We start from the raw sequence: 19,068 nt of genomic DNA on the forward strand, positions 1-19,068 counted from the left end.
TCTGATGACGAACCTGAAGCATAGTGAAGATAAATATGGTAAACAGACTAACGATTTGTGATGGGAAATGGTTTGAATGATTAGTAAAATTGAATAGATAACGAAGTTAATATTTTTAAAGAATATTGACTAACACTAGAAAAATGGTAATATGTAAATGATAATGATAATCAATTACTATATGGCCATATTGTTTTGAGTCCTTGCGGAGTAGGAGATACGTTCTTTTTGCTGTGAGGATGTAAGGAGGCAGCATGAAGCTACGTTACTTATTTTTTCTACTTATCATATTAGCAGTCACTTCTGTATTTATCGGCGTAGAAGATCTGTCACCGCTTGATCTCTTTGATTTAAGCAAAGAAGAGGCGTCAACGCTCTTTGCCAGCCGTTTGCCGCGGCTGATCAGCATTCTAATCGCGGGCATGAGCATGAGCATCTGCGGGCTGATTATGCAGCAGATCACCAGAAACAAATTCGTGTCACCGACAACGGCCGGCACGATGGACTGGGCGAGGCTGGGAATCTTAATATCCTTGCTTCTGTTTACATCGGCAAGTCCTTTAATGAAAATGCTGATTGCTTTTGTCTTTGCTTTAGTCGGCAATTTTCTGTTTATGAAAATTCTTGAAAGAATCAAGTTTAACGACACCATCTTTATTCCGCTAGTCGGTTTAATGCTCGGGAATATCGTCAGCTCAATCGCGACGTTTATCGCGTATAAATATGACCTGATCCAGAACGTGTCATCATGGCTTCAGGGGGATTTCTCCTTAGTTGTGAAAGGGAGATACGAGCTTCTTTATCTGAGTATTCCGCTTGTCATCATTGCCTATGTTTATGCGGATAAATTTACAGTGGCGGGTATGGGAGAAAGCTTTTCTGTCAACCTCGGCCTCAAGTATAAACGGGTTGTGAACATCGGGCTCATTATCGTATCCCTGATTACGTCACTTGTCATTTTGACTGTCGGTATGCTTCCGTTTCTCGGTTTAATCATCCCGAACATTGTATCGATCTACAGAGGAGACAACCTGAAAAACAGCCTGCCGCACACTGCGCTGCTGGGAGCGGTTTTTGTTCTGTTTTGCGATATATTGGGCAGAGTCATTATCTTCCCATATGAAATCTCGATTGGTCTGATGGTCGGAATCATCGGCAGCGGCATTTTCCTGTTTATGCTGTTAAGGAGAAAAGCGTATGCGTAACCAGATGAAAATTGCGTTGCTCGTTGGTATAGCCGTTGTATGTATCGGTTTGTTTCTGTTTTATGACTTAGGCAATTGGGATTACACACTGCCGAGAAGAATCAAAAAAGTCGCTGCCATTATGCTGACAGGCGGAGCGATTGCGTTTTCGACGATGATCTTCCAAACCATCTCGAATAACCGCATCCTGACGCCCAGCATTTTAGGCCTTGATTCTCTCTATATGCTGATTCAGACCGTCATCATCTTTTTGTTCGGTTCTATGAATATCGTAATCATGAATAAAAACATCAACTTCATCATCTCTGTTTTGCTGATGGTGCTGTTTTCTTTTGTTCTCTATCAGATCATGTTCAAAGGTGAGGGGAAAAATATCTTCTTTCTTCTGCTCATCGGAATCGTGTTCGGCACGCTGTTCAGCAGTCTGTCTTCCTTTATGCAGATGCTGATTGATCCGAATGAGTTTCAGGTTGTGCAGGACAAAATGTTTGCCAGCTTTAACAACATCAACACTGATTTGTTATGGCTCGCCTTCATCATCTTCCTGCTGACCGGTATCTATGTCTGGCGTTTCACGAAATTTTTTGACGTGCTGTCACTCGGCCGTGAACACGCCGTCAATTTGGGCATTAACTACGACAAAGTTGTCAAACAGATGCTGATCGTGATCGCGATCCTTGTTTCTGTTTCTACAGCGCTTGTCGGCCCGATTATGTTCTTGGGGCTTCTCGTTGTCAACCTGGCGAGAGAATTTCTGAAAACATATAAGCATTCGTACTTAATCGCAGGTTCTGTTTTAATCAGCATTATTGCGTTAGTCGGGGGACAGTTTGTGGTTGAGAAAGTATTCACCTTCTCAACGACGCTGAGCGTTATTATTAATTTTGCCGGCGGGATTTATTTTATCTACTTGCTGTTAAAGGAGAATAAATCATGGTAGAGGTCAAAAATGTAAGCAAACAATATGGAGGGAAAGTTGTCCTTGAAGAGACGTCAGTCACGATTCAAAAAGGCAAAATCACCTCGTTTATCGGTCCTAACGGCGCCGGCAAAAGTACGCTGCTGTCTATTATGAGCCGCCTGATCAAAAAGGATTCCGGTGAGATTTTCATAGACGGAGAAGAGATCGGAACCTGCGACAGCAAAGAGCTTGCCAAAAAAATGAGTATTTTAAAGCAGGCGAACCAAATCAATATCAGACTGACCATCAAAGACCTTGTCAGTTTCGGCAGATTCCCTTATTCACAGGGCCGGCTGACAGAGGAAGACTGGGTTCATATCAACCAGGCGCTCAGTTATATGAAGCTGGAGGAGATTCAGGATAAGTACTTGGATCAGCTGAGCGGCGGACAGTGCCAAAGGGCTTTTATCGCAATGGTCATTGCCCAGGACACGGATTACATTTTTCTGGATGAGCCGCTGAACAATCTGGATATGAAACATTCAGTTGAAATTATGAAGCTTCTGAAGAGGCTGGTAGAGGAGCTTGGAAAAACAATCGTGATCGTAATTCACGATATCAACTTTGCTTCCGTCTACTCCGATCATATCGTTGCTTTGAAAAACGGCCGAATCGTAAAAGAGGGGCCGCCGGAGGAGATGATTGAAACCTCTGTGCTTGAAGAAATCTACGATATGACCATCCCGATTCAGACGATTGATAACCAAAGAATAGGTGTTTATTTTTCTTAATATACAGAAGAGGTGAAGAGCATGAAAAAGTTTGCAATTCTATTCATCGCATTGGTGACGGCTGTTGTCATTTCCGCTTGCGGAAACCAAAGCTCAAGCAGCAAAGGTTCTGACACGAAGAAAGAACAAATGACGGTGAAACACCAGCTGGACAAAAACGGCACAAAAGTGACAAAGAACCCTAAAAAAGTCGTTGTATTTGATTTAGGAAGCTTAGATACATTAGATAAATTAGGTCTTGATGATAAAGTAGCGGGCCTGCCGAAACAAGCCCTTCCTAAATATCTGTCCAAATTCAAAGATGATAAATATGCTGATGTCGGAAGCTTAAAAGAGCCAGACTTTGAAAAAGTAGCGGATTTAGAGCCTGACCTGATCATTATCTCTGGCAGACAATCTGAGTCCTACAAAGAATTCTCTAATATTGCACCGACCATTTACCTTGGCGTAGATACAGCGAACTACATGGAATCATTTAAATCAGATGCACAAACAATCGGTAAAATCTTTGATAAAGAAGATGAAGTAAAAGACGAGCTCGCAACAATTGATAACTCAATTGCGGATCTTAAGAAAACAGCTGAAAAGAAAAACAAAAACGGCCTTGTGATTATGGCGAACGACGGCAAAATCAGCGCCTTTGGTTCTAAATCAAGATACGGGCTGATCCACGACGTATTCGGCGTGACACCGGCTGATAAAAATATCAAAGCATCTACTCACGGACAAAGCGTTTCATATGAGTACATTTCAAAAACAAACCCTGATTACCTGTTTGTTATTGACCGCGGTACAGCAATCGGAGAAACATCATCTACAAAACAAGTCGTTGAAAATGACTATGTGAAAAACGTAAACGCCGTGAAAAATAATCATGTCGTTTACCTTGATTCAGCTACTTGGTACTTATCAGGAGGCGGACTTGAGTCAATGACGCAAATGATTAAAGAAGTGAAAGACGGTTTAGAGAAGTAAAACCAAAAAGAGCCTCCGCTCTCAAAGCGGGGCTCTTTTTTATAGGATCAGCGTGCCGGCTGCTGTTCGGCAGGGCGCTGAGGTTTCTTTAATGTAAAGGATAGAAGTAAGCCGGCAAGCGCGATGCAGGCTGCCACGATAAAAGCGGCGTTCATGCCGTGCAGAGCGGCGTGTTTTACATTTGTGGTTCCTGCATGTGCCGCCTGGTTGCTCATCACGGATACCAGGAGAGCAGTTCCGATGGAGCCGCCGACTTGGCGAACCGTATTGTTCATCGCTGTTCCGTGCGGAATCAGGTGGCGCGGCAGCGCATTGATTCCGGCTGTTGTCACAGGCATCATAATCATCGCTGTCCCTAAGAGACGAACGGTATATAAAACGACAATCCAAGCCAGTGACGTATGGTCAGTCAGCTGCATAAACGGAAGTGATGTCAGGAAGATGATACAGAAACCTGCAATCGCCAGGCCTCTTCCGCCGACACGGTCAAAAATTCTTCCGATAATCGGTGACATGAAGCCCATTACAATGGCTCCCGGAAGAAGCATAAGCCCTGTATCAAAGGCTGTAACGTCTCTGACGTTTTGTGTATACAGCGGCAGAATTGTTTCTGTACCAATTAATAATGCAAAGACAAGGGTTCCCAGCAGGGTTGTTAAGCTGAAGATACCAAACGTAAATACGCGGAATTCCAGCATCGGTTTTTCAAGCTTCATCTGTCTTGTAATAAATAAGAGCAGCGCGATCACGCCCACTAGCAGTGAAATCAGAACCGTTGAGCTGGTCCATCCGTAAGAGCCGACGCTTGAGAAGCCATAGAGCAGCCCGCCAAATCCAAATGTCGACAGGATAACTGAAAAAATATCAATCTGTGTTTTTCTTAATGTCGTCACGTTTTTCATAAGAATGATAGCGAGAAGCAAATCGATCACGGCAAACGGAAGAATGATATAAAACAATGATCTCCATGAGAAAGCTTCTACTGCCCATCCTGAAAGAGTCGGTCCGATCGCAGGCGCGAAGGAGATGACCAATCCGACCATACCCATAGCCTGGCCGCGCTTTTCAATCGGAAAGATCGTTAAAAATACTGTCTGCATGAGCGGCATCATAATGCCGGCTCCGGCTGCCTGAATGATACGGGCCGCCAGCAGAACCGGAAAGTTCGGGGCAAACGTGCCGACGATTGTTCCGGCAGTGAAAATACTCATCGCCGTAATGAGAAGCGTACGGCTCGTGAATTTTTCAATTAAAAACGCAGTAATCGGAATTAAAATACCGTTCGTTAACATAAATGAAGTCGTCAGCCATTGGGCTTGGTTTGCATCTATATGAAAATCCCTCATGATATGGGGGAGAGCGGTAATTAACAGTGTCTGGTTCAAAATGGCGACAAACGCCCCGGCTAACAAAATGCCGACAATGACAGAACGGTTAAACGGTTTTTTTTCAATACTTGTGTCCAATAAGATCCCTTCTTTTCTTTAAGTAATTAACAGTGTTTTTAACATAGAAATTTGCTGTGTTAAAACACCGGTTTGTTCCAGATAGCCAATCAGTGATTTCAGTAAAAAGGCGCGGGGCTCTTCCTTTTTTGCTTCCTCTTCCAGCATGGCTGCAGCGGATGTCAGCTCATCGATATCATAATCCGCGGCGGGCAGGGAAGAGATGCCTTTATGTAATTCTTTCAGGCTTTCTGATAACAGGAGTGATTTATCCTTTGGCTGGTAGGAGGACGCCGATTGGATATAAAGCTCGATGGTCTCAGGCGGAAGCAGGGACTGCCGTGTTTCTCTGTTTTTGACAATCTGATTGAGGGTGCTGATGATAAACGCTGCGATCGGGTCAAGCTCAAGCGGTTTTTCCTCTATTTTGATCAGCATTAAAAACTCACGCATCATGCCGTGAAGAATGATCACCAAATCCCATACAAACGGGAGAATGGTTTCTCCATACGCCTGGATCAGCGAATCGCGGTGCCAGCAGATAATCGTTGATCTGGTCTGATGGATATGCTGTTTTACACGGTCATTGTGCAGCTTGGGGTTTCCGTAGGTCAGCATATTAAAAAACTGCTGATTCCGCCTGAATCCTTCCAGCTCCATTTTGACCTTTTGAATCAAACGCTCCTCCGGTGTCAGCGCGGTATTTTCCTGCAGTCTTGATGCCGCGGCCACCATTTGCTTCTGGTTAAACGTCAGCAGCTCCAAAAGCAAATCTTCCTTCGATTGAAACAGCTTATATATCGAAGCTTTTGATATCTTACATTCTTCTGCGATTGCCTGCATGGAAACCGACGTAAAATCCTTTTCAGAAAAAAGCTTCCGCGCGGCTAACAAGATTTCTGTTTTTTTATCAAGCATCTCATGGCTTCCTTCTTTCTTGAACAATAGAAAACCCATTGGTTCACAGAAAACCAATGAGTAACATTGATAAAATTTTACCAAATAAACAAAATGAAAGTCAATGGATTTTATCCGGACAAATAAAAAGGCCTGCCGGAATTCCGACAGGCCGGGTGAGGCTTATTTTTCAACTTTAAACCCTTGTTTTTCGAGCATTTCACGAATATGCGGATAGTACAGGCGCTCATAGTATGAGGCGATGCCTTGTGACCAGTTTCGTGTTTCTTTTCCGTTGGTCCGGTTTTTCATGTATTCGGCCATTTGTTCATCATATGACTGAATGTGTGATGTCAGCTCGTCCTGCTGCAAATACGTTTCTTTATGATAAACCGCTGCCTTTGGAAGACGAGGTTTTTTCGCTGAACGATCAGCAGGATGGCCGACGACTAGACCCGATACAGGGAACACGTATTTCGGAAGCTGAAGCAGCTCGATCAGTTCATTTGGGTTTCCCCGAACCGCGCCGATCGGAACAGTGCCAAGCCCGAGTGATTCAGCTGCCGCTGTCGCCGTGCCAAGTGCGATGCCGGCATCTACAGCGCCGACAAGAACGGATTCTAAACCGTTTGTGATTTCCATGTTGAAGTCATGCAGATCTTCAAGCGCAATTTTTGCCCGGTTGAAGTCTGCGCAGAAAAGCAAGAAAACCGGAGCTTGGTCAATCCAAGGCTGTCCGCCCGCCAGTTCGGAGATTTTCTTTTTCCGCTCTTTATCCTGAATTGCGATGACGGTCACTTGCTGCCCATTGATAGAAGTAGGGGCTGATTGCACCGCTTGTATAATATGGTCTAGCTGCTCTTCTGACACTGGCTCATCCGTATAGCTGCGGATGGAGCGGTGGTCTGTTAATGATTTGATTACTTCGTTCATGTGAGACATCCTTTCTTTACTCACTGAGCTCTGTGCGGACAACATCAAGAGGAGCGCTCAGCAGTTCTTTGCCTTTTGCTACAAATCCTTGGAAATGCGCAGTTTCATTGTGAGATTTCATCGCCGCTTCATCTTTCCATTGTTCAAGCATCACAAATGTATTTTCTTCGCCTACTTTTTCAAAAAGGTCGTATTGGGCGTTGCCTTCCTCGGCTCTTGAATGTTGAACCAGTGATTGTGCCTCGCTCAAGAATTCTTCGCGTTTTTCGGGTTTTACTTTGATATAAGCTTGTAATACGATCATGTAAATCTCCTCCATTTGTCTTTAAAATTTATTGTTCGAATTTGATCGAACTAAATGTACCATGTAATCAAAATCAGGTAAAGGAAAAACCCTCAAATAGTAAAATTGTCATTCTAATTGTTGTGTGATACATTTGTGTCATGAACATTCCAAACCATCCAGAAACAGAAACATTGCAGCTGACAAAGGTTCTTCACGCACTGAGTGATCCGCTTCGTTTAGAGTTGGTGAAGCAATTGGCCGAAGCAAAAGAGAAAACGTGCGGCACCTGTGCTGATGTACAGGTTGCAAAGTCGACCTTGTCCCACCATTTTAAAGTATTAAGAGAATCGGGCATCGCTCAAGTACGCATAGAAGGAAAGCGCCGTTATTATTCGCTTCGCACAGAAGATCTTGAAAGGGCATTTCCGGGCCTGCTTGAAGCAGTGCTGAACGTGGACCAGGAGCGCTGGTAAATCAATCCCCTGAACCGGGGATTTTTTTATGTCCATAAACAGCGCGGCGAAGTCTTTGCACACCTTCCTGAATGTCCTCTTCCCCCAGCCGTGCAAAGCCGATAATAAGCGCGGGCTTGTCCGGTTGCGGACGGCTTTCTTTTAAGCGAAACCGGCTCATCCCGAAGATTTCAAGCTGCTGGGCGGCGGCATGCGCGAGTATCTCTTGTTCTGTGCGGCAGGTGTAAAATTCAGTGACGAAATGCAGTCCCGCATTTGCCCCTTTTACCGTAATCTCCCCTCCAAACTCTGATTCTAATGCGCGGATGAGGCGTTCTCTCTTTTCTTTATAATGCTGCTTCATTTTTTTAATATGCTTCTGATATTCTCCGGACTCGATAAATTCCTGCAGGGCGAGCTGTGTGAGCGACGAGCAGGTCTGCAGGTCATAGCCCCGCTTTTTGTATACCCGTAACAGCTTCGGCGGCAGCACCATGTAGCTGATCCGCAATCCGGGGAGAAGTGATTTTGAAAAGGTGCCCATATAGATGACGTTTTGAAATCGGTCGAGGCTTTGGAGCGCCGGGATACTGTCTACATCATATTTAAATTCGCTGTCATAATCATCCTCAATAATATAGCGGCTCGGCTGCTCCGCTGCCCAGTTCAGCAGCTGAATTCTCCGGGATACAGGCATAATTGTTCCGGCCGGGAATTGATGTGAAGGGGTAGTGATTAATACATCAGGCTTCTGTCTGATGATTTCAGAAATGGAGATCCCTTTTTCATCAAGCATAATCGTCTTCACCTGTTTTCCGGCATGTTGCAAAAGCTGGTACATTCGCCTGTAGCCAGGCTCTTCCATCGCATACACCGCGTCCTGAGGCAAAAGCTCAGTCAGCAGCTGCATCAGCACCTGGGTGCCCGCCCCGATGACGATTTGTTCCGGCCGGCATTTCACACCCCGCGTCAGAGAGATCAGCCTTGTAATGGCGGCTCTTACCTCATATATGCCTTGCGGATGAGACATGTCGCCGAGCGTGCGGTGTGAGCGGGCAGCCGCTTTTTGCTCACAGCGAAACCAGCTTTTCATTGGAAAATGATCTGTATCGGCACTCATATGTGAAAAAGATATCCAATCGCTTTGATCGATATGAACCTCTTTCAGATCATCCGGCAGTGAAGATGAGGGCTGTTCCTCAGAGGGAAATGTGTCCAGCTGTTCGACGAAAAAACCCTTTCTTTCTTCAGCGTACAAATACCCTTCGGCGAGCAGCTGCTGATAGGCTGAATTCACAGAGTTTACGCTGACCTTCAGCTTTTCAGCCAGCTCTCGTTTGGAGGGAACCTTCGAGTGGGGCAGCAGATTATGGCTGAGGATTTCGTTTTTCAGCTTTTGATAAATCTGCTGATAGATATAATCCGCTTTTTCTGAGCGATCGAGAGTGATTGTGATGTCCATTGCGGTGTCTCCTTCTGGTACCATCAAAAAGTTATAATTGGTACTTTTCATCATACCAAAAAGAAGTCAGAATGGTAAGAAAATAATGACAGTGGGGGAATTCACATGAGTCAAACAACGGCATCAACTTTCACTACAGCAGAGTGGCAGCAAAAACGGGACCAATTTGTCTCAAAAGGTGTGAGCAACGGAAACCGCAGCCTGGCGGTAAAAGGAGAGGGAGCAGAGCTGTATGATTTGGACGGCCGGAGATTTATTGATTTTGCGGGCGCTATTGGAACTTTAAACGTCGGACACTCGCATCCGAAGGTGGTAGAAGCTGTGAAGCGGCAGGCGGAGGAGCTGATCCATCCGGGCTTTAACGTCATGATGTATCCGTCTTATATTGAATTAGCTGAAAAGCTTTGCGGCATTGCGCCTGGCACTCATGAGAAAAAAGCGATTTTCCTCAATTCCGGAGCGGAAGCGGTGGAAAACGCTGTGAAAATCGCCAGAAAGTATACCAAGCGCCAAGGCGTTGTCTCGTTTACACGCGGGTTCCACGGACGCACGAATATGACAATGAGCATGACAAGCAAGGTAAAGCCGTACAAATTCGGTTTCGGCCCATTTGCATCAGAGGTATACCAGGCGCCGTTTCCGTATTATTATCAGAAGCCTGCCGGACTGAGTGATGATGCATATGACGATATGGTCATTCAAGCGTTCAATGACTTCTTTATCGCAGCAGTTGCTCCTGAAACGGTAGCGTGTGTTGTGATGGAGCCGGTGCAGGGAGAAGGCGGATTCATTATTCCTTCTAAACGGTTTGTGCAGCACGTCGCTTCCTTCTGTAAAGAACACGGCATCGTCTTTGTAGCCGATGAAATTCAAACCGGATTTGCCAGAACGGGCACTTATTTCGCGATCGAGCACTTTGATGTCGTGCCAGACCTGATCACGGTTTCGAAATCTCTTGCGGCTGGGCTGCCGTTAAGCGGTGTGATCGGACGCGCGGAAATGCTTGATGCGGCGGCGCCCGGAGAGCTCGGCGGCACGTATGCGGGAAGTCCGCTTGGGTGCGCGGCGGCATTGGCTGTTTTGGACATTATTGAAGAAGAAGGCTTGAATGAACGTTCTGAGGAAATCGGCAGGATCATTGAAGAAAAAGCGCTTGAATGGCAAACAGAATACCCGTTTATCGGTGACATCCGCAGACTTGGGGCAATGGCAGCAATCGAGATCGTGAAAGACCCTGAAACATGTGAACCTGATAAAGCGAAAGCGGCAGCCATCGCAGCGTACGCGAATCAAAACGGATTGCTGCTGCTGACAGCCGGAATCAACGGCAATATCATCCGCTTCCTGACGCCGCTGGTTATTTCAGATGACCTTCTGAATGAAGGGCTCCACATTGTGGAAGCAGGTCTGCGAGCTTAATCATTGGAAAGACCGCACACGGGTCTGCTATCATTTTAAGTAAATCCAAGAATAGAAAGGAATGTTCAATATGCCAGATCAATTAACGGTCTACAACCCGGCTACAGGCGAGGCGATCAAAACGATTCCTCAGCAATCAGCCAAAGAAGTAGAAGAAGCCATTGAACGTTCACATCAAGCGTTTAAATCATGGTCTAAAACATCAGCGAACGAAAGAGCGTCTCTTTTGAAAAAGTGGTATGAGCTAATCGTGGAACATAAAGAAGAACTTGCAGATTTAATTACGAAGGAAAACGGAAAACCGTACCAGGAAGCTGTCGGAGAGGTGCTGTACGGCGCCGGTTATATCGAATGGTTCGCAGAGGAAGCGAAGCGTGTATACGGAAGAACCGTTCCGGCTCCGACAACCGGAAAACGAATTGTCGTGACGCGCCAGGCAGTCGGCCCAGTTGCCGCGATTACGCCTTGGAATTTCCCAAATGCGATGATTACACGTAAAGCGGCGCCTGCTCTTGCTGCCGGCTGTACGTTTATTATCAAGCCGGCGCCTGATACACCGCTGTCAGCCTATGAACTTGCACGCCTCGCATACGAAGCAGGTATTCCAAAAGACGTGCTTCAGGTTGTCATCGGTGATGGCGAGGAGATCGGAAACGTTTTTACAAGCAGTCCGAAAATCCGCAAAATCACCTTTACAGGATCAACACCTGTAGGGAAAATCCTGATGAAAAACAGCGCCGATACTGTGAAACACGTATCCATGGAGCTCGGCGGACATGCCCCGCTGATTGTGGATGAAGATGCAAACATTGATCTTGCTGTTGAACAGGCAATGGTGTCTAAATACCGAAACGCGGGTCAGACTTGCGTATGCGCCAACCGGCTCATCGTCCATGAATCCATCAAAGATGAATTTGCTGCGAAACTGAGCGAGCAAGTATCGAAGCTGAAGGTAGGAAATGGACTTGAGGAAGGCGTAAACGTCGGTCCGATTATCAACAAAAGGGGCTTTGAAAAAATCGTCAGCCAAATTGATGATGCGGTTGAAAAAGGAGCGAAGGTTGTCGCTGGGGGCACTTATGAACGAAACGATGATAAAGGCTGCTACTTTGTCAATCCGACAGTGCTCGCTGACGTCGATACGTCCATGAATATCATGCACGAGGAAACATTCGGCCCTGTTGCGCCAATCGTCACTTTTACAGATATTGATGAAGCAATTGAGCTTGCCAACGATACACCGTACGGCTTGGCTGCTTATTTCTTCACAGAAAATTACCGCCGCGGCATTTATATTTCCGAGAACCTTGAGTACGGAATTATCGGCTGGAATGACGGAGGACCGTCCGCGGTTCAAGCTCCTTTTGGCGGAATGAAAGAAAGCGGAATCGGCCGTGAAGGCGGTTCAGAAGGTATCGAACCATACCTTGAAACAAAATATATGTCCATCGGTTTATAAACGAAACGATATGCTCCTGAAGAGCTGCCGGAAGATCCGGCAGCTCTTTTTTTGTTTCAGCGAATAAACATATCAATTCCAGCCAAAATAACAGCAAATACATTTTGAAAGAAGGTTCCCCAACAATGGATTTATTTTTGGCTCTTCTCCCGGCTTTGTTTTGGGGGAGCATTGTTCTCTTCAATGTTAAATTAGGCGGCGGGCCGTACAGCCAAACACTGGGAACGACGATCGGGGCGTTAATTGTTTCTATCGTTATTTATTTGTTTGTCCAACCCGTCTTGTCCATGCGCATTTTTATCGTTGGAATTATATCCGGCTTATTTTGGTCACTTGGGCAGAGCAACCAGCTCAAAAGCATTCAGTTAATGGGTGTGTCCAAAACGATGCCGATTTCCACAGGGATGCAGCTTGTTTCCACCTCACTGTTCGGCGTCATTGTTTTCCGAGAGTGGTCAACACCGATTTCGATTACACTTGGAGTCCTCGCTCTTATCTTTATTATTGTCGGTATCGTTCTCACGTCATTAGAAGATAAGAAAAACAAAAAAGATGGAGAGCCGAGCAACTTAAAAAAGGGCATTTTAATCCTTCTGGTCTCGACATTGGGTTATTTGATTTATGTCGTTGTCGCAAGATTATTTAATGTATCTGGATGGTCCGCCCTGTTGCCGCAGGCGATCGGGATGGTCATTGGAGGGGTCATTTTAACCTATAAGCACAAGCCCTTCAATAAGTATGCCATCCGAAATATTCTCCCGGGCTTAATCTGGGCAGGGGGAAATATGTTTTTGTTTATTTCTCAGCCGAAAGTCGGCGTTGCCACAAGCTTTTCTCTCTCTCAAATGGGAATTGTCATCTCGACGCTTGGCGGTATTTTCATCCTGCGTGAAAAGAAATCAAAACGCCAGCTGATTGCGATTGCGATCGGGATTGCACTGATTATTGCGGCTGCCGTATTTTTAGGGATCGCCAAAACGAATTCATAACAGTTAAGGAGGATGAATATGTATCCGGATTTAAAAGGAAAAGTCGTTGCTATTACAGGAGCTGCTTCAGGATTAGGAAAGGCAATGGCCATTCGCTTCGGCAAGGAGCAGGCGAAAGTGGTCATCAACTATTACAGTAATAAACAGGATCCAAACGAGGTAAAAGAAGAGGTCATCAAGGCGGGCGGTGAAGCCATTGTCGTCCAAGGAGACGTAACGAAAGAGGAAGATGTAAAAAACATCGTTCAAACAGCGATTAAAGAGTTCGGCACACTCGATATTATGATTAATAATGCCGGTCTTGAAAATCCCGTGCCGTCTCATGAAATGCCGCTCAAGGATTGGGAAAAAGTCATCAGCACGAACTTAACGGGCGCCTTTTTAGGATGCCGTGAAGCGATTAAATATTTTGTTGAAAACGATATAAAAGGAAATGTCATTAATATGTCGAGCGTACATGAAGTGATTCCGTGGCCATTATTTGTTCACTATGCGGCAAGTAAAGGCGGAATCAAGCTGATGACGGAAACATTGGCGCTGGAATATGCGCCGAAAGGCATTCGTGTCAACAATATCGGGCCAGGCGCGATCAACACGCCAATCAATGCTGAAAAATTTGCTGATCCTAAGCAGAGAGCAGATGTAGAAAGCATGATTCCGATGGGATATATCGGTGAACCGGAGGAAATTGCGGCAGTGGCAGCATGGCTTGCTTCGAAGGAAGCCAGCTACGTCACAGGCATTACGTTATTCGCGGACGGCGGTATGACACAATACCCTTCCTTCCAGGCAGGACGCGGATAAATCAAAAAAAAGCGACCCAGAACTCATCTGGATCGCTTTTTGTTTAGTCGCGCTTTTTCTTTACTAGAGCTGCAACAGATAAAATAATGGCTGCCGCAGACAGCACAATCGCTGTGATATCAAGAGCCGATGAACCTGAGTCTGCAGAAGCAGAATCATCTTTCGTTTGAGTGGCGCCATGCTCATCTGTTACTTCTTTGGCTGCGGTGATTTTTGTGATGGCATGAGGCGTATCCGCATCTTCATCGCCTGTCCATTCAACTATGCTGCCGTCTTTGTAATATTGATAGGCATCCCAAGCGGCTTCCTCCGCTTTATCAGGGTTTTTGGCAACAAAGGTAAATTGCTGGAACTGGCCTTCCTGAATGCCTCCGTCAGTGGCTTCCCACGTTACGGACACTGATTTGTCGTCGTGTTTGGCAGTAGACACCTTCCAGCCCGGAACCGGTTCGTATTGCTGGAACTCAACATTCTTTGGCATTTTTAAAACAACCTTTGTTGTCGGCTGATTTTTTTCGGAAGGAACTTTCATTGTGTAGGTCTCCCATGAGCCTGCGGCGGATTCAGCCGGTTTTACAGACACGTGCGCGCTGGCAGGCGCCGTAAAGAATAAAAGAGAGCCGATAACAGCTGGACATAGTGTGAATGCGATTTTTTTCAACAACTCAAACACTCCTTTAATTTGTCTTTGTAAACATGATATTGATTTCGTTAAAGTCGCCGGTCAGTCCGTGGACTTTGATCTTCCAGTTTCCCTTTTCATTAATGGACAGGTTTTCAGTCTGGAAGATGCCATCTGTTTTTTCCTTCAATTGAAACGTGCTTTTGTTTTTATTGCCTGACAGTCCCGTTTTATAAACGGTCAAGGTGATTTGCTGAATGTTTTTTACAGGGTCTCTGTTATGATCGGTAACCCTGAGTTCAAACACGTTTTTGCCGGGCTGGTTCGGGCTGATGCTGAGAGAAACATTTTGCCCGTTTTCAATCGCTTTCGTTTGATAAAACGGTTCGGGTGCAGGCTCAGGCGGACTTGGCAGACTTGTAAATACGGCAGCTGTGATCAGGACAGCGATGCCGATTGCCCATTCCGCTTTTAGCGTGCGGGTGATTTTGGACCCCTGCCGTTTTCTGGTGAGCAGAAAATGAATACCGCCCAGAATCAGCATCAAAACAAACAGTCCGCTTTTGACTAACAAGGCTTGGCCATACGCCGTATGGAACAGTGAATCCATTGACCGAATGATGAAAAATCCATTGAGCAAGCCCGAGAACAAAATGACACCGACTGCTGTGAGCGCCCATGGAGAGAACCGTTTCACCGTCTCCCAAGCAAGCGTTTTGTCCGGCTGTCTCCACTCCTGTGACAGCAGTAAAACGATGGCCGCTATTCCGCCGATCCAGATGGAGGCGGCCGATAAATGAAGGAAATCCATCAGGATACCGACTGTCTTTTCTTCAACAACAGCGGCATGTCCGGTAAACGCTTTGGCAAGCAGGAGACCGAAAAAGAAAATGAGCGGCGCCGTCCAATATGCGAAGGACGCAAAACGCTTTTTGCGTAACACTGGGATGGCAGACAGGACAAGGAGTACATACAGCACGGCCTGAATCATCCAAATTGTGCCTCCCGCGGTTTCAAACAGCGTCTCCTTCATGTACTCCGGCTGAAAGGCATTGCCCCAGCCGCCGCCTGCATTCGCTTTTGTCTGTATCGGAAGCTGAAGCAGGAGCGCCAGCCCCAGCACAGTGACTGAGATGACAAGCAAACGCTTCGTCCGTTTGGCGAGTTTTTTTCCGTCCCCTTTATACCAGAAGAGATGGAAGAAAACGGTCCCGATAAACAGAGAAAAGGCTGTATACAGAATGGCGCGGTCTGCTGCTGTTCCCGGATTCAGGGCTGAGCCTGATGTTTTCTGGCTGCTGAACCCTCCATCCGCTTTTCCGATGCTGAACGGGATGACGCCGGAAACAGGGTGCCCGTCTGCCGAAACGGCATTCCATTCCGCTCTGTACACGTCATGAGGCAGATTCTTTTTCAGCTTCACGGTCATGATGTGATTGTTGTCTTTTTTGATTTCTGTTTTGTCCGTATCCACCCGGTCGCCGTCTGAATTATAGACTTTAATGTAGTGAAAGCCCTCTTCAACCGGTTCATTAAATTCAATTTCCACCTGTGCGGGAGCGCTTTTTAATTCACTGTTTTCTCCGGGCGAAGATTTGACAATATAGGCGTGAGCAAAGCTTGTTTTCGGCAGGAAAACAAGAAAAAGCAGAAGTATGATCCACCATCTGTTTCGTTGCATTACTCAGACACCACCTTCCGCTAATTATATTGTGTTATTTCTTGGTGCAGGTGCAGCGCTTTTTTCTGTCTCTCAGCATGTCTTCCAGCGCTTGATCGAAGGTGCGGACGGCTCCGCCAAAGCCTTTTTGAAAACGTTCAGCATGGTCAAGAGTCGCAAACGGTATGGCCTGCGGCTGGCAGCAGTGCAGATTTAATTCAGCGTTTACAACAAAATAAGCCGAAGCGGCACTGACCGTAGTTTGTAACAGAAAGTCTTTGCAAATCAAATGAGAAACCTCTTCCGTTTTATCTGCATACCGCAAAAACGCGCAATGTGCGCAGCACAGCTGTTCAATGTCTTGTGTCACCGTGATCAGCTGGACCGAATAAGCCTGATTGGCCGGCTTTAGGCAATAGCTGCACATGTGATCAGCCTGAGGCGCACGGACTGGGAGCGTGATGCCGCCGGCCGTTTTTATCACCTGGTTTGATTGGACAAGCTGATTCACATCTCTGTATACTGTCATTTCTGACACACCGAACCGTTGACTGATATCAGAAATTCTGAGCGCGCCTTCTTTTTTCAGCCACTCAAGTATGTGCTGCTGTCTATTAATCGGAAGCATTCATACATCCCCTTCATTAAGATCTTCTTAAGCGTAGAGGATTTCAAAGACCGAGACAAGTATGCTGATGATAAAAAATGTGAAAATGTGTTGAACAGTAACAAAACGAAACAGAATGGTCTCTGGTATAATGGACATATGAATGGAGAGTGAAAATACCATATGAAAGAAACAGTATGCCCGAACTGCGGCAAACCTTTGACAGGCGACATGGTCAGATCGTCAAATGTCCCGTGCCAATTTCGCTGCGGTCACTGCCGGGAACGGCTTTACGAATATAAAGTATCAGCTCCGATTATGATTGTATCTTTGGCACTCATCGTGCTGCTCATTTATCTTTTGATGCTCCTTCGCAATGCGGCAGGCTCAATGGTTCCGGCCGTTCAGCATGTGCCGATGGCTGTTTTGGCGCTTGTGTGTGCCTATCCTGTATTTATTGTAAGTGAACGGATGATCGCGAAGCATGTGATTCAAAACGGCAAGATTATTTATAGAGGAAAGAGAAAAGGCTCCTAAAACAGGAGTCTTTTTATTTTTAAAAAATTGTCACACCCATGTGCCAAAGTCCTCTTTACTTTCAATTGTGCACATACTGTAAGCGTTTTAATATAGAGTCAAAGGGAAGCATCATTCTCTGACATTATCATTCTTTTAGCGACAAACAAAACAGGGAGGGTTTATATATGCAGCAAGAACAGCAGCAAGGCGGCATGAAAGTGAAAGTTCAGCGCTTTGGCAGTTATTTGAGCGGAATGATCATGCCGAATATCGGCGCGTTTATCGCGTGGGGCATCATTACTGCTTTGTTTATTCCGGCGGGATGGTTTCCGAATGAGCAGCTGAATACGCTGGTCAGCCCGATGATTACGTATTTACTGCCGCTTTTGATAGCGTATACAGGCGGAAAAATGATTTACGACCACCGCGGCGGAGTCGTCGGTGCGACGGCGGCAATCGGGGTAATTGTCGGGTCGGATATTCCGATGTTTCTAGGCGCGATGATAATGGGGCCGCTGGGCGGATATCTCATTAAGCAAACTGATAAATTATTCAAGGACAAAGTAAAACAAGGCTTTGAGATGCTGATTAACAACTTTACGGCAGGAATTGTCGGCGCGGCTTTAACGATTCTCGCGTTTTATGCGATCGGCCCAGTCGTTCTGACGTTAAATAAATTACTGGCAGCCGGTGTAGAGGTCATTGTACACGCTAACTTACTGCCTGTTGCAAGCGTTTTCGTGGAACCGGCGAAGGTCTTGTTCCTAAATAACGCGATCAACCACGGTATCTTAAGCCCGATTGGAATCGAGCAGGCAGCCAATACCGGAAAGTCAATTCTGTTTTTAGTAGAAGCAAACCCTGGACCGGGGCTCGGCATTTTGCTCGCGTATATGTTCTTTGGAAAAGGATCTTCAAAATCAACGGCTCCTGGAGCGGCAATCATTCATTTCTTCGGGGGGATTCACGAAATTTACTTCCCGTACATTTTAATGAAGCCGGCATTGATTCTGGCAGCGATTGCAGGCGGAGCAAGCGGACTCCTAACGTTCTCTATCTTTAACGCCGGTCTAGTTGCAGCATCGTCACCAGGCAGCATTATCGCATTGATGGCCATGACGCCAAGAGGCGGATACTTCGGCGTGCTGGCAGGCGTATTGGTCGCTGCAGCCGTTTCGTTTATCGTGTCAGCTGTGATCCTGAAGTCTTCGAAAGCAAGCGAAGAAGATCTCGCTGCCGCAACAGAAAAAATGCAGTCCATGAAGGGGAAGAAAAGCCAAGCTGCCGCTGCTTTAGAGGCAGAACAAGCAAAAGCTGAGGAAGCGTCTGAGCTGTCTCCTGAAAGCGTCAATAAAATTATTTTCGCATGTGACGCCGGAATGGGCTCAAGCGCGATGGGGGCCTCGATTTTAAGAAACAAAGTCAAAAAAGCAGACCTGGATATCAGTGTGACCAACACGGCGATTAACAATCTGCCGAGCGATGCGGATATTGTCATTACCCACAAAGACTTAACAGATCGAGCAAAGGCAAAGCTGCCAAATGCGACGCACATATCAGTGGAGAACTTCTTAAACAGTCCGAAATATGACGAGCTTATTGAAAAGCTAAAAAAGTAATCTCATAGAAAGAGAGTGATACT

General features: G+C 46.1%; 19 protein-coding genes. 11 read left to right on the forward strand and 8 right to left on the reverse strand.

The window, feature by feature from the left end:
• Positions 1 to 254: 254 nt before the first annotated feature.
• Genes yclN through NYE43_RS02190 form a run of 4 tightly spaced genes read left to right on the forward strand, consistent with a single transcriptional unit; the run spans position 255 to position 3,872 of the window.
• Entirely contained in the window at positions 255 to 1,205 is a 951-nt protein-coding gene (gene yclN / locus NYE43_RS02175) for a petrobactin ABC transporter permease YclN (protein ID WP_010333025.1), read from the forward strand.
• Positions 1,198 to 2,145, forward strand: coding sequence for a petrobactin ABC transporter permease YclO (gene yclO, locus NYE43_RS02180; protein ID WP_024120217.1), 948 nt, complete (start codon positions 1,198 to 1,200; stop codon positions 2,143 to 2,145). The genes yclN and yclO overlap by 8 nt, the downstream gene beginning before the upstream one ends.
• Positions 2,139 to 2,897: a petrobactin ABC transporter ATP-binding protein YclP gene (gene yclP, locus NYE43_RS02185; RefSeq protein WP_095714087.1), complete on the forward strand. Its 759-nt coding sequence runs from the start codon at positions 2,139 to 2,141 to the stop codon at positions 2,895 to 2,897. Before yclO ends, yclP begins: the two co-directional genes overlap by 7 nt.
• 21 nt (positions 2,898 to 2,918) lie before the next feature.
• A complete protein-coding gene (locus NYE43_RS02190; protein ID WP_024120219.1) occupies positions 2,919 to 3,872 on the forward strand; it encodes a siderophore ABC transporter substrate-binding protein in 954 nt (317 codons plus the stop codon).
• 47 nt (positions 3,873 to 3,919) lie between these two features.
• On the opposite strand, the gene NYE43_RS02195 is transcribed toward NYE43_RS02190, so the two are convergent.
• The 4 genes from NYE43_RS02195 to NYE43_RS02210 form a co-directional block, all read right to left on the reverse strand.
• On the reverse strand, positions 3,920 to 5,338 hold the full coding sequence (locus tag NYE43_RS02195; RefSeq protein ID WP_185848282.1) for an MDR family MFS transporter: 1,419 nt from the start codon (positions 5,336 to 5,338) through the stop codon (positions 3,920 to 3,922).
• Positions 5,339 to 5,356: 18 nt separating this feature from the next.
• Complete coding sequence (locus NYE43_RS02200; protein WP_103671929.1) at positions 5,357 to 6,235, reverse strand: TetR/AcrR family transcriptional regulator; 879 nt, start codon at positions 6,233 to 6,235, stop codon at positions 5,357 to 5,359.
• Between the two features lie 162 nt (positions 6,236 to 6,397).
• On the reverse strand, positions 6,398 to 7,147 hold the full coding sequence (locus NYE43_RS02205) for an NADPH-dependent oxidoreductase (protein WP_024120222.1): 750 nt from the start codon (positions 7,145 to 7,147) through the stop codon (positions 6,398 to 6,400).
• 16 nt (positions 7,148 to 7,163) lie between these two features.
• Positions 7,164 to 7,451 (reverse strand): putative quinol monooxygenase, encoded by a 288-nt coding sequence (locus tag NYE43_RS02210; protein WP_003225015.1) that lies wholly within the window; start codon positions 7,449 to 7,451, stop codon positions 7,164 to 7,166.
• Between the two features lie 140 nt (positions 7,452 to 7,591).
• Between NYE43_RS02210 and NYE43_RS02215 the strand changes: the two genes are divergently transcribed.
• Positions 7,592 to 7,906: an ArsR/SmtB family transcription factor gene (locus NYE43_RS02215; protein ID WP_103671931.1), complete on the forward strand. Its 315-nt coding sequence runs from the start codon at positions 7,592 to 7,594 to the stop codon at positions 7,904 to 7,906.
• Position 7,907: 1 nt separating this feature from the next.
• Here the strand turns inward: NYE43_RS02215 and gabR are convergent, their stop codons facing one another.
• Positions 7,908 to 9,347, reverse strand: a complete 1,440-nt coding sequence (gene gabR / locus NYE43_RS02220; protein WP_341060764.1) for a MocR-like transcriptional regulator GabR — start codon at positions 9,345 to 9,347, stop codon at positions 7,908 to 7,910.
• A 105-nt stretch (positions 9,348 to 9,452) separates the two neighbouring features.
• Between gabR and gabT the strand changes: the two genes are divergently transcribed.
• From gabT to gdh, 4 genes are all read left to right on the forward strand, one after another.
• Positions 9,453 to 10,766 (forward strand): 4-aminobutyrate--2-oxoglutarate transaminase, encoded by a 1,314-nt coding sequence (gabT, locus tag NYE43_RS02225; RefSeq protein ID WP_185848280.1) that lies wholly within the window; start codon positions 9,453 to 9,455, stop codon positions 10,764 to 10,766.
• Positions 10,767 to 10,836: 70 nt separating this feature from the next.
• Entirely contained in the window at positions 10,837 to 12,225 is a 1,389-nt protein-coding gene (gene gabD, locus NYE43_RS02230) for a succinate-semialdehyde dehydrogenase (protein WP_101860987.1), read from the forward strand.
• A 125-nt stretch (positions 12,226 to 12,350) separates the two neighbouring features.
• Complete coding sequence (locus NYE43_RS02235) at positions 12,351 to 13,214, forward strand: RhaT/GlcU family sugar-proton symporter (RefSeq protein ID WP_103671933.1); 864 nt, start codon at positions 12,351 to 12,353, stop codon at positions 13,212 to 13,214.
• An 18-nt stretch (positions 13,215 to 13,232) separates the two neighbouring features.
• On the forward strand, positions 13,233 to 14,018 hold the full coding sequence (gdh, locus tag NYE43_RS02240) for a glucose 1-dehydrogenase (RefSeq protein ID WP_024120229.1): 786 nt from the start codon (positions 13,233 to 13,235) through the stop codon (positions 14,016 to 14,018).
• A gap of 43 nt (positions 14,019 to 14,061) precedes the next feature.
• Here gdh and NYE43_RS02245 read toward each other — a convergent pair whose 3' ends face one another.
• Genes NYE43_RS02245 through NYE43_RS02255 form a run of 3 tightly spaced genes read right to left on the reverse strand, consistent with a single transcriptional unit; the run spans position 14,062 to position 16,928 of the window.
• Positions 14,062 to 14,682, reverse strand: coding sequence for a YcnI family copper-binding membrane protein (locus NYE43_RS02245; protein WP_103671934.1), 621 nt, complete (start codon positions 14,680 to 14,682; stop codon positions 14,062 to 14,064).
• A 13-nt stretch (positions 14,683 to 14,695) separates the two neighbouring features.
• Positions 14,696 to 16,321, reverse strand: a complete 1,626-nt coding sequence (locus NYE43_RS02250; RefSeq protein WP_185848279.1) for a copper resistance CopC/CopD family protein — start codon at positions 16,319 to 16,321, stop codon at positions 14,696 to 14,698.
• A gap of 34 nt (positions 16,322 to 16,355) precedes the next feature.
• The gene (locus tag NYE43_RS02255) at positions 16,356 to 16,928 is read right to left on the reverse strand and encodes a DeoR family transcriptional regulator (protein WP_024120232.1); all 573 of its coding nucleotides are present in this window, start codon (positions 16,926 to 16,928) and stop codon (positions 16,356 to 16,358) included.
• Between the two features lie 162 nt (positions 16,929 to 17,090).
• Between NYE43_RS02255 and NYE43_RS02260 the strand changes: the two genes are divergently transcribed.
• Positions 17,091 to 17,444, forward strand: coding sequence for a hypothetical protein (locus NYE43_RS02260; protein ID WP_024120233.1), 354 nt, complete (start codon positions 17,091 to 17,093; stop codon positions 17,442 to 17,444).
• A 167-nt stretch (positions 17,445 to 17,611) separates the two neighbouring features.
• Positions 17,612 to 19,045, forward strand: a complete 1,434-nt coding sequence (locus NYE43_RS02265; RefSeq protein ID WP_024120234.1) for a PTS mannitol transporter subunit IICB — start codon at positions 17,612 to 17,614, stop codon at positions 19,043 to 19,045.
• Positions 19,046 to 19,068: the final 23 nt, after the last annotated feature.

Origin of the sequence: Bacillus sp. FSL R5-0434 (assembly GCF_038004745.1) — a bacterium.
Lineage (GTDB): Bacteria > Bacillota > Bacilli > Bacillales > Bacillaceae > Bacillus > Bacillus halotolerans.